This is a genomic window from Kutzneria viridogrisea DSM 43870 (assembly GCF_000525635.1).
Classification (GTDB): Bacteria; Actinomycetota; Actinomycetes; order Mycobacteriales; family Pseudonocardiaceae; genus Kutzneria; species Kutzneria viridogrisea.
The window spans coordinates 9,212,059-9,221,125 of record NZ_CP007155.1; the positions used below are offsets into that span (position 1 = coordinate 9,212,059).

Consider the following 9,067-nt stretch of genomic DNA (forward strand, 5'->3'; position numbering starts at 1 on the left):
GTCAGTCCCCCTTCCTCACCACACGTAGGCGAGGACTTCCCCGCCCACACCCTGCTTGCCGGCCTGCCGGTCGGTCACCAGACCACCGGAGGTCGAGATGATCGCGACACCGAGCCCGCCCAGGACCTTGGGCAGGTTGGTCGACTTCGCGTAGACGCGCAGACCCGGCTTGGACACGCGCCGGACGCCGGCGATGCTGCGCTCCCGGTTCGGCCCGTACTTGAGCTCCACGACCAGGTTCTTGCAGTTCTCGCCCTGCTCGTCGCGGTAGCCGGAGATGTAGCCCTCGCGCTTGAGGATCTCGGCGATGCTCGCCTTGAGCTTGGAGTGCGGCATCACGACCTGGTCGTGGTATGCCGAGTTCGCATTGCGCAGACGGGTCAACATGTCTGCGATCGGGTCGGTCATCGTCATGGTGACCTTGTCAACCTTTCTCGCCGGGGTTCCCTCCGCGAGAGCGGAGGGCCTACGGCGAAATGGGGGGTGGTGCGGGGTCGAACGCCCTGCTGGTGCTTACCAGCTGGACTTGTGCACGCCGGGCAGCTCGCCGCGGTGGGCCATCTGCCGCAGGCAGATACGGCACAGGCCGAACTTGCGGAACACCGAGTGCGGGCGACCGCACTTCTGGCACCGCGTGTAGGCCCGGACCGCGAACTTCGGCTTGCGGGCCGCCTTGTTGATCAGCGCCTTCTTGGCCATCAGTTCTCCTTGAACGGGAAGCCGAGGTGCTTGAGCAGCGCCCGACCCTCGTCGTCGTTGATAGCCGTGGTCACGACGGTGATGTCCATGCCACGGGGACGGTCGATCGAGTCGGGGTCGATCTCGTGGAACATCGACTGCTCGTTCAGGCCGAACGTGTAGTTGCCGTTGCCGTCGAACTGCTTGCCGGACAGGCCGCGGAAGTCGCGGATACGGGGCAGCGCGATGGTCAGCAGGCGGTCGAGGAACTCCCACATGCGGTCGCCGCGCAGGGTCACCCTGGCGCCGATCGGCATGCCCTCGCGCAGCTTGAACTGCGCGATGGACTTGCGGGCCTTGCGGACCTCGGGACGCTGGCCGGTGATCGTGGCGAGGTCGCGGACCGCACCCTCGATCAGCTTGCCGTCGCGGGCGGCGTCACCGACACCCATGTTCACGACGACCTTGACCACGCCGGGGATCTGCATGACGTTGTCGTAGGTGAACTCCTCGCGCAGCGCGGGGATGATCTCCTCGCGGTAGCGGGACTTCAGCCGCGGCAGGACCTTCTCAGTCGTAGTCATGATCAGATGTCCTTACCGTTGCGACGGGAGACCCGAACGCGACGCCCGTCCTCGGTGGTGCGAGAGCCCACCCGGGTCGGCTTGCCGTCGGCGTCCACGACCATCACGTTGCTCACGTGGATCGGCGCTTCCTGGGTGACGATGCCGCCGGACTGGGCACCGCGCTGGGTCTGCGTGACCCGCGTGTGCTTCTTGATCCGGTTGACACCCTCGACCAGCACGCGGTCGTTCTCCGGGTAGGCCTGGATGACCTTGCCCTTGGCGCCCTTGTCCTTGCCGGCGATGACGACGACCGTGTCGCCCTTGCGCACCTTCATCAGAGCACCTCCGGCGCCAGCGAGATGATCTTCATGAAACGCTTGTCGCGCAGCTCGCGGCCGACCGGGCCGAAGATGCGGGTGCCACGCGGCTCGTTGTCAGCCTTGATGAGCACCGCGGCGTTCTCGTCGAACCTGATGTACGAGCCGTCCGGGCGACGACGCTCCTTGACGGTGCGGACGATGACGGCCTTGACGACGTCACCCTTCTTCACACCGGCACCGGGGATCGCGTCCTTGACGGTGGCGACGATGATGTCGCCGATGCCCGCGTAGCGACGCGAGGAACCACCGAGAACACGGATGCAAAGGATCTCCTTCGCACCAGTGTTGTCGGCGACTCGCAGTCGCGACTCCTGCTGGATCACTTACAACTCCTGACCATCGGTGGCCTGCCAGATTTCCGACCTGACAGGCTCGGTCGCTTCGGTGTTACTTGGCCTTCTCGAGGACCTCGACCAGGCGCCAGCGCTTGGTGGCCGACAGCGGTCGGGTCTCCATCAGCAGGACGCGGTCGCCGATGCCCGCGCTGTTCTGCTCGTCGTGCGCCTTCACCTTGGTGGTGGTGCGCAGGACCTTGCCGTACAGCGGGTGCTTCTTGCGGTCCTCGAGAGCGACCACGATCGTCTTGTCCATCTTGTCGGACACGACGTAGCCCTCGCGGACCTTGCGGTCGTTCCTGTCCACAGTCTCAGTCTTCGTCTCGCTCATGCCGCACCCTCACCAGTGGAAACTCCGTCGGGGGACACGGAAAGACCGAGCTCCCGCTCCCGCATCACGGTGTAGACACGGGCGATCTCGTGGCGGACCGTGCGCAGCCGGCGGTTGTTGTCCAGCTGGCCGGTGGCCATCTGGAAGCGGAGGTTGAACAGCTCCTCCTTGGACTCCTTCAGACGCAGCACGAGCTCCTCGTCGGTCAGCTCACGCAGCTCCGCGGCGTTGGTGCCCGACGCCATCAGAAGTCACCACCTTCACGCGTGACGATCCGGCACTTCAGCGGCAGCTTGTGGATGGCGCGACGCAGCGCCTCACGAGCAACCGTCTCGTTCGGATAGGTCATCTCGAACAGCACCCGGCCGGGCTTGACGTTCGCCACCCAGTACTCCGGGGAACCCTTACCGGAACCCATGCGGGTCTCGGCGGGCTTCTTGGTCAGCGGGCGGTCCGGGAAGATGTTGATCCAGACCTTGCCGCCACGGCGGATGTGCCGGTTGATGGCGATACGAGCGGACTCGATCTGCCGGTTGGTCACGTAGGCCGGCTCCAGAGCCTGGATGCCGAACTCGCCGAAGGTGACCTTCGTGCCGCCCTTGGCAGCACCGGACCGCTTGGGGTGGTGCTGCTTGCGGTGCTTGACCCTACGTGGGATGAGCACTACTCAGCCCTCCCCATTGCCAGAAGTGGTTGCCTCCGCCGAGGGGGCGTCGACAGCGGCCTGAGCCTCGGCCGCGGCACGCCCGGCCTCGGTGCTCGTCGCGGTGGTGCCGGTGGCACCGGAGCGGCGGGCCCGGTTGGGACGCTCACGACGCTGCTGCGGACGGCCCTCGCCGGCCGGGACGGCGGTCTCGCGGGCGCGGAAGCCCCCGACGATGTCGCCCTTGTAGATCCAGACCTTCACGCCGATGCGGCCGAAGGTCGTCTTGGCCTCGAAGAAGCCGTAGTCGATGTCCGCGCGCAGCGTGTGCAGCGGGACCCGACCCTCGCGGTAGAACTCCGAGCGGGACATCTCGGCGCCGCCGAGACGGCCACCGCACTGCACCCGGATGCCCTTGACCTGCGGGGAGCGCATGGCCGACTGGATGGCCTTGCGCATCGCGCGGCGGAAGGACACGCGGTTGGACAGCTGCTCGGCGGTGACCTGGGCCACCAGCTGGGCGTCCGACTCGGGGTTCTTGACCTCGAGGATGTTCAGCTGGACCTGCTTGGCGGTCAGCTTCTCCAGCTCGCCGCGGATGCGGTCGGCCTCGGCGCCGCGGCGACCGATGACGATGCCCGGACGAGCGGTGTGGATGTCGACGCGGACCCGGTCACGGGTGCGCTCGATCTCCACCTTCGAGATGCCGGCGCGCTCCATGCCGCGGCCCAGCATCTTGCGGATCTTGACGTCCTCCGCCACGTACTCCGCGTACTGCTTGTCGGCGTACCAGCGCGACTTCCAGTCCGTGGTGATCCCAAGCCGGAAGCCGTGCGGGTTGATCTTCTGACCCACTAGCGGGCACTCCCCTTCGCACTGGTCTTGGTGCGAGACTTGCCGGCCTTCTTCTCAACCTGGCGGGACTCGACCTCGATCGTGATGTGGCTCGTACGCTTGCGGATCCGGTACGCACGACCCTGAGCGCGCGGGCGGAACCTCTTCAGCGTCGGCCCCTCATCCACGTACGCGCTGCTCACCCAGAGGGTGTCAGGGTCGAGGCTGAGGTTGTTCTCGGCGTTGGCCATGGCACTCGCGAGCACCTTTGCCACCGGCTCACTGGCCGCCTGCGGCGCGAACTGGAGCACCGCCAGAGCTTCCTGCGCGTTGCGGCCCCTGATGAGGTCGACCACGCGACGCGCCTTCATGGCGGTCAGGCGGACGTAGCGGGCCCGCGCCACGGCGCGCGGCAGTTCTTCCGCGCCGGTCGCGTTGTTACCCATCGCTTCTTATCCCTTGCTTCCTGGCCCGCTCAGCGGCGGCGCGACTTCCGGTCGTCCTTGATGTGACCCTTGAAGGTCCTCGTCGGGGCGAACTCCCCCAACTTGTGACCCACCATGGCCTCGCTGACGAACACCGGAACGTGCTTGCGGCCGTCGTGCACCGCGATGGTGTGCCCCAGCATGTCGGGGATGATCGTCGACCGGCGGGACCAGGTCTTGATCACGGTCTTCTTGCCCGACTCGTTGAGCGTGTCCACCTTCTTGAGCAGGTGGTGGTCAACGAAGGGGCCCTTCTTCAGGCTGCGTGGCATCCTTCACTCCCTTCCTGCTCAGCGCTTCTTACCGGTGCGACGACGCCGGACGATGAGCTTGTCGCTTGCCTTGCGGCGGCGGGTACGACCTTCGGGCTTACCAGCGGGGTTCACCGGGTGGCGACCACCGGAGGTCTTGCCCTCACCACCACCGTGCGGGTGGTCGACCGGGTTCATGGCGACACCACGCACCGTGGGCTTGCGGCCCTTCCAGCGCATGCGGCCTGCCTTGCCCCAGTTGATGTTGGCGTGCTCGGAGTTGCCGACCTCGCCGACCGTGGCGCGGCAGCGCACGTCCACGTTGCGGATCTCGCCCGAGGGCATCCGCAGCTGGGCGTACGGGCCGTCCTTGGCCACCAGCTGGACCCGGGCGCCGGCGGAGCGGGCGATCTTCGCGCCGCCACCGGGGCGGAGCTCGATCGCGTGCACCACGGTGCCGACCGGGATGTTGCGCAGCGGCAGGTTGTTGCCCGGCTTGATGTCGGCGCGGGGGCCGTTCTCGATGCGGTCGCCCTGGCTGAGCTTGTTCGGGGCGATGATGTAGCGCTTCTCGCCGTCCGCGTAGTGCAGCAGCGCGATGCGGGCGGTCCGGTTCGGGTCGTACTCGATGTGAGCGACCTTGGCGGGCACGCCGTCCTTGTCAGCGCGGCGGAAGTCGATCAGGCGGTAGGCCCGCTTGTGGCCGCCACCCTTGTGCCGCGTGGTGATCTTGCCGTGCGCGTTGCGACCGCCGCGTCCGTGCAGCGGGCGCACGAGCGACTTCTCCGGCGTCGACCGAGTGATCTCGGCGAAGTCGGACACGCTCGCACCACGACGGCCAGGCGTCGTCGGCTTGTACTTGCGAATGCCCATCTCTACGCAGTCCTCGTCGTCATCAGGCGGTCGGGCCGCCGAAGATCTCGATCGCCTTGCTCTCCGGGGAGAGCGTGACGATCGCGCGCTTCGTGTCCTTGCGCTTGCCGAAACCGGACTTGGTCCGCTTCCGCTTGCCCTGGCGGTTGATCGTGTTCACGCTCAGGACCTTGACGCCGAAGACCTTCTCGACCGCGATCTTGATCTCGGTCTTGTTGGCACGCGGGTCCACCAGGAAGGTGTACTTGTTCTCCTCGAGAAGGCTGTAGCTCTTCTCGGAGATCACCGGAGCGCGCAGGATGTCCCGCGGGTCGGGGATCACTTGGCGGTCTCCTCACTGATCTCGGAGGAACGCGCGGAAGCGGTCACCGAGCGGCCCTTGGCGGGGCCGGCGACGAACAGCTCGTACGCGTCCTTGGTGAACACCACGTCGTCGTTGACGAGCACGTCGTAGGTGTTGAGCTGGTCAGGCGCGATCGGGTGCACGTTGCCCAGGTTGCGCACGCTCAGCCAGTCCTGCTCCTGGAAGCGGCCCAGCACCACCAGCGTGCGGCGGGACTCGGTCAGCGCCTCCAGGGCGATGCGCGCGGCCTTGGTGGAGGGCTTGTCGCCCTCGACCAGCGAGGTGACCACGTGCACGCGGCCGGCGCGGGCCCGGTCGGAGAGGGCACCGCGCAGGGCGGCGGCCTTCATCTTCTTGGGGGTCCGCTGGGAGTAGTCGCGCGGCTGCGGGCCGTGCACCACGCCACCACCGGTGAACTGCGGCGCGCGGGTCGAACCCTGGCGGGCCCGGCCGGTGCCCTTCTGCCGGTACGGCTTCTTGCCGCCACCGGAGACCTCACCGCGGGTCTTGGTGCTGTGCGTGCCCTGGCGGGCGGCGGCCAGCTGGGCCACCACGACCTGGTGCATCAGCGGGATGTTGGCCTGAGCGTCGAACAGCTCGGCGGGCAGCTCGACGCTGCCGTCGGTGCTGCCGTTCGGGGTGCGAACGTCCAGGGTGGTCATCAGGCACCGCCCTTCGCGGCCGTCTTGACGAACACCAGGCCGCCCTTGGGGCCGGGGATGGCGCCCTTGATGAGCAGCAGGCCGGACTCGGCCTCCACCCGGTGCACGGTCAGGTTCTGGGTGGTCACGCGGGCCGAGCCCATGCGACCCGCCATGCGCAGGCCCTTGAACACGCGGCCCGGGGTGGCGCAGCCACCGATGGAGCCGGGCGAGCGGTGCTTGCGCTGCGTGCCGTGGCTGGCGCCAAGGCCCTTGAAGCCGTGGCGCTTCATGACACCGGCGTTGCCCTTGCCCTTGCTGGTGCCGACGACGTCGACCACGGTGCCCTCGGGGAACACCTCAGCGGTGATCTCCTGGCCCAGCTCGTAGCTGTCCGCGTCGGTCGTGCGCAGCTCGGCGACGTGCCGCCGCGGCGTGACGCCGGCCTTCGCGAAGTGGCCCGTCTCCGGCTTGTTGACCTTGCGCGGGTCGATGGCGCCGAAGGCCAGCTGAACGGCCGAGTAGCCGTCCTTCTCAGTGGTACGGATCTGGGTGACCACGTTCGGCCCGGCCTTGACGACGGTCACCGGCACGATGCGGTTCTTGTCGTCGAAGACCTGGGTCATACCGAGCTTGGTGCCCAGGATCCCCTTGATCTGCTTGTCAGACATGGGTCTCGTTACTCTCCGCCGCTCGCCGCGCGCTTACTGGATGTTGACGTCGACGCTGGCCGGCAGGTCGATGCGCATGAGCGCGTCCACCGTCTTCGGCGTCGGGTCGAGGATGTCGATCAGGCGCTTGTGCGTGCGCATCTCGAAGTGCTCGCGCGAGTCCTTGTACTTGTGCGGCGAGCGAATGACGCAGTAGACGTTCTTCTCGGTCGGCAGCGGCACCGGCCCGACGACCCGGGCGCCGGTGCGCGTCACGGTCTCGACGATCTTGCGCGCGGACGCGTCGATCGCCTCGTGGTCGTAGGCCTTGAGCCGGATGCGGATCTTCTGTCCCGCCATGATGGCTTGCCGTTCCTCTTCTCGTACCGCTGCGGGCTAACTCGTGATGGCCCGGGGCCCAGCTGGCTGTGCCGCTCCCCTATTCACGAGTCAATGTCTTTCGGGTGCCGGGGTCTCCGGTCCACGCGGTCGGGCGTGTCGCCCTACTGGCACATACCGGTCCCAAGAACGAACTCTCGCACTCGGGAGGGGTCCGGACAGACCCTGTGCACCCTGACTCAGCCTTTGCAGACTGCCCACACTCGATGCAGTGTGTCCCCTTGCGGGCTTCAGGGCGCCGGCTCCTCGTAGCGGGGCGGCTGGGACGCGAGACAATCAGCGACCAGCCGCCCACGCAACGAGCAACCCGTTAAGGATGCCACACCGAGGCGTGGCGGACCAAATCGGGGCCAGCGAAGTGAGGGCCAGGTAACAGGTACCTGGCCCTCGGCTTCAACTAGTTGATGATCTTCTCGACGGTACCGGCACCCACGGTGCGGCCACCCTCGCGGATGGCGAACCGCAGACCCTCGTCCATGGCGATCGGCTGGATCAGCTTCACGGTCATGGAGGTGGTGTCGCCCGGCATGACCATCTCGGTGCCCTCGGGGAGGGTCACGACGCCGGTCACGTCGGTGGTGCGGAAGTAGAACTGCGGGCGGTAGTTGTTGAAGAACGGCGTGTGGCGACCGCCCTCGTCCTTGGCAAGGATGTAGACGTTGCCGGAGAACTCGGTGTGGGTGGTCGTGGTGCCCGGCTTGATGACAACCATGCCGCGCTCGACGTCCTCGCGCTTGACACCGCGCAGCAGCAGGGCGGCGTTGTCGCCGGCCTGGCCCTCGTCGAGGAACTTCTTGAACATCTCGATGCTGGTGCAGGTCGTCTTGATCCCCTTCTCCTTGATCCCGACGACCTCCACCTCCTCGTTCACCTTGATGATGCCGCGCTCGATGCGGCCGGTGACCACGGTGCCGCGGCCGGTGATGGTGAAGACGTCCTCGACGGGCATGAGGAAGGGCTTCTCGACCTCACGCACCGGCTCCGGCACGTTCTCGTCCACCGCGTCCATCAGCTCGAGGACGGACTGGGCCCACTTCTCGTCGCCCTCCAGGGCCTTCAGGCCGGAGACGCGCACGACCGGAGCGTCGTCGCCAGGGAACTCCTGGGCGGACAGCAGCTCGCGGACCTCCATCTCGACGAGCTCGAGGATCTCCTCGTCGTCGACCATGTCGGCCTTGTTCAGGGCCACCACGATGTAGGGCACACCGACCTGGCGGGCCAGCAGCACGTGCTCACGGGTCTGCGGCATCGGGCCGTCGGTCGCGGCGACCACCAGGATCGCGCCGTCCATCTGGGCGGCACCGGTGATCATGTTCTTGATGTAGTCCGCGTGACCGGGGGCGTCGACGTGCGCGTAGTGACGCTTCTCGGTCTGGTACTCGACGTGCGAGATGTTGATCGTGATGCCGCGCTGCTTCTCTTCCGGCGCCTTGTCGATCTGGTCGAACGCGAACGCCGCGTTCAGGTCCGGGTACTTGTCAGCCAGGACCTTGGTGATTGCCGCAGTCAGCGTGGTCTTGCCGTGGTCGACGTGACCGATGGTGCCGATGTTGACGTGCGGCTTGGTCCGCTCGAACTTCGCCTTCGCCACTGGATTGTCCTCCTGGACTTGTGATGCTTCCGCCGCGTGCGTCGTGCTTGTGGGTTCGCCGCAGCGG

The 9,067-nt window shown here is 67.1% G+C and carries 17 protein-coding genes; all 17 read right to left on the reverse strand.

Annotation, left to right across the window (positions count from 1 at the left end; translation table 11 throughout):
- Window positions 1-15: 15 nt before the first annotated feature.
- The 17 genes from rpsH to tuf all read right to left on the reverse strand — a co-directional run bounded on the left by rpsH (window position 16) and on the right by tuf (window position 9,000).
- On the reverse strand, window positions 16-414 hold the full coding sequence (gene rpsH / locus KALB_RS40355) for a 30S ribosomal protein S8 (protein ID WP_025361369.1): 399 nt from the start codon (window positions 412-414) through the stop codon (window positions 16-18).
- Between the two features lie 99 nt (window positions 415-513).
- Entirely contained in the window at window positions 514-699 is a 186-nt protein-coding gene (locus KALB_RS40360) for a type Z 30S ribosomal protein S14 (RefSeq protein WP_025361370.1), read from the reverse strand.
- Window positions 699-1,262: a 50S ribosomal protein L5 gene (rplE, locus tag KALB_RS40365; RefSeq protein ID WP_025361371.1), complete on the reverse strand. Its 564-nt coding sequence runs from the start codon at window positions 1,260-1,262 to the stop codon at window positions 699-701. The genes KALB_RS40360 and rplE overlap by 1 nt, the downstream gene beginning before the upstream one ends.
- A 2-nt stretch (window positions 1,263-1,264) precedes the next feature.
- Window positions 1,265-1,579 (reverse strand): 50S ribosomal protein L24, encoded by a 315-nt coding sequence (rplX, locus tag KALB_RS40370; RefSeq protein WP_025361372.1) that lies wholly within the window; start codon window positions 1,577-1,579, stop codon window positions 1,265-1,267.
- Window positions 1,579-1,947: a 50S ribosomal protein L14 gene (gene rplN, locus KALB_RS40375; protein ID WP_025361373.1), complete on the reverse strand. Its 369-nt coding sequence runs from the start codon at window positions 1,945-1,947 to the stop codon at window positions 1,579-1,581. The genes rplX and rplN overlap by 1 nt, the downstream gene beginning before the upstream one ends.
- 64 nt (window positions 1,948-2,011) lie before the next feature.
- Window positions 2,012-2,290 (reverse strand): 30S ribosomal protein S17, encoded by a 279-nt coding sequence (rpsQ, locus tag KALB_RS40380; RefSeq protein ID WP_025361374.1) that lies wholly within the window; start codon window positions 2,288-2,290, stop codon window positions 2,012-2,014.
- On the reverse strand, window positions 2,287-2,535 hold the full coding sequence (rpmC, locus tag KALB_RS40385; RefSeq protein WP_025361375.1) for a 50S ribosomal protein L29: 249 nt from the start codon (window positions 2,533-2,535) through the stop codon (window positions 2,287-2,289). Before rpmC ends, rpsQ begins: the two co-directional genes overlap by 4 nt.
- The gene (gene rplP, locus KALB_RS40390) at window positions 2,535-2,954 is read right to left on the reverse strand and encodes a 50S ribosomal protein L16 (protein WP_025361376.1); all 420 of its coding nucleotides are present in this window, start codon (window positions 2,952-2,954) and stop codon (window positions 2,535-2,537) included. Before rplP ends, rpmC begins: the two co-directional genes overlap by 1 nt.
- 3 nt (window positions 2,955-2,957) lie before the next feature.
- Complete coding sequence (gene rpsC / locus KALB_RS40395; protein ID WP_025361377.1) at window positions 2,958-3,788, reverse strand: 30S ribosomal protein S3; 831 nt, start codon at window positions 3,786-3,788, stop codon at window positions 2,958-2,960.
- On the reverse strand, window positions 3,788-4,213 hold the full coding sequence (gene rplV / locus KALB_RS40400; protein ID WP_030107789.1) for a 50S ribosomal protein L22: 426 nt from the start codon (window positions 4,211-4,213) through the stop codon (window positions 3,788-3,790). The genes rpsC and rplV overlap by 1 nt, the downstream gene beginning before the upstream one ends.
- 29 nt (window positions 4,214-4,242) lie before the next feature.
- The gene (rpsS, locus tag KALB_RS40405; protein ID WP_025361379.1) at window positions 4,243-4,524 is read right to left on the reverse strand and encodes a 30S ribosomal protein S19; all 282 of its coding nucleotides are present in this window, start codon (window positions 4,522-4,524) and stop codon (window positions 4,243-4,245) included.
- A gap of 18 nt (window positions 4,525-4,542) precedes the next feature.
- A complete protein-coding gene (gene rplB, locus KALB_RS40410; protein ID WP_025361380.1) occupies window positions 4,543-5,376 on the reverse strand; it encodes a 50S ribosomal protein L2 in 834 nt (277 codons plus the stop codon).
- A 22-nt stretch (window positions 5,377-5,398) separates the two neighbouring features.
- Window positions 5,399-5,698 (reverse strand): 50S ribosomal protein L23, encoded by a 300-nt coding sequence (gene rplW, locus KALB_RS40415; RefSeq protein ID WP_025361381.1) that lies wholly within the window; start codon window positions 5,696-5,698, stop codon window positions 5,399-5,401.
- Complete coding sequence (rplD, locus tag KALB_RS40420; protein WP_182840472.1) at window positions 5,695-6,384, reverse strand: 50S ribosomal protein L4; 690 nt, start codon at window positions 6,382-6,384, stop codon at window positions 5,695-5,697. Before rplD ends, rplW begins: the two co-directional genes overlap by 4 nt.
- Window positions 6,381-7,031 (reverse strand): 50S ribosomal protein L3, encoded by a 651-nt coding sequence (gene rplC, locus KALB_RS40425; RefSeq protein ID WP_025361383.1) that lies wholly within the window; start codon window positions 7,029-7,031, stop codon window positions 6,381-6,383. The genes rplD and rplC overlap by 4 nt, the downstream gene beginning before the upstream one ends.
- A gap of 33 nt (window positions 7,032-7,064) precedes the next feature.
- Window positions 7,065-7,370, reverse strand: coding sequence for a 30S ribosomal protein S10 (gene rpsJ, locus KALB_RS40430; RefSeq protein WP_003938093.1), 306 nt, complete (start codon window positions 7,368-7,370; stop codon window positions 7,065-7,067).
- A 436-nt stretch (window positions 7,371-7,806) separates the two neighbouring features.
- The gene (gene tuf / locus KALB_RS40435; protein WP_025361384.1) at window positions 7,807-9,000 is read right to left on the reverse strand and encodes an elongation factor Tu; all 1,194 of its coding nucleotides are present in this window, start codon (window positions 8,998-9,000) and stop codon (window positions 7,807-7,809) included.
- Window positions 9,001-9,067 lie beyond the last annotated feature (67 nt).

Coding starts and splice junctions, on each gene's coding strand:
- rplE (WP_025361371.1), bottom strand. CDS start 1,262: ATGACTACGACTGAGAAGGTCCTGCCGCGGCTGAAGTCCCGCTACCGC.
- rpsH (WP_025361369.1), bottom strand. CDS start 414: ATGACGATGACCGACCCGATCGCAGACATGTTGACCCGTCTGCGCAAT.
- rplB (WP_025361380.1), bottom strand. CDS start 5,376: ATGGGCATTCGCAAGTACAAGCCGACGACGCCTGGCCGTCGTGGTGCG.
- rpsS (WP_025361379.1), bottom strand. CDS start 4,524: ATGCCACGCAGCCTGAAGAAGGGCCCCTTCGTTGACCACCACCTGCTC.
- rpsQ (WP_025361374.1), bottom strand. CDS start 2,290: ATGAGCGAGACGAAGACTGAGACTGTGGACAGGAACGACCGCAAGGTC.
- rpsJ (WP_003938093.1), bottom strand. CDS start 7,370: ATGGCGGGACAGAAGATCCGCATCCGGCTCAAGGCCTACGACCACGAG.
- rplV (WP_030107789.1), bottom strand. CDS start 4,213: ATGGGTAACAACGCGACCGGCGCGGAAGAACTGCCGCGCGCCGTGGCG.
- rplC (WP_025361383.1), bottom strand. CDS start 7,031: ATGTCTGACAAGCAGATCAAGGGGATCCTGGGCACCAAGCTCGGTATG.
- KALB_RS40360 (WP_025361370.1), bottom strand. CDS start 699: ATGGCCAAGAAGGCGCTGATCAACAAGGCGGCCCGCAAGCCGAAGTTC.
- rplX (WP_025361372.1), bottom strand. CDS start 1,579: ATGAAGGTGCGCAAGGGCGACACGGTCGTCGTCATCGCCGGCAAGGAC.
- rpmC (WP_025361375.1), bottom strand. CDS start 2,535: ATGGCGTCGGGCACCAACGCCGCGGAGCTGCGTGAGCTGACCGACGAG.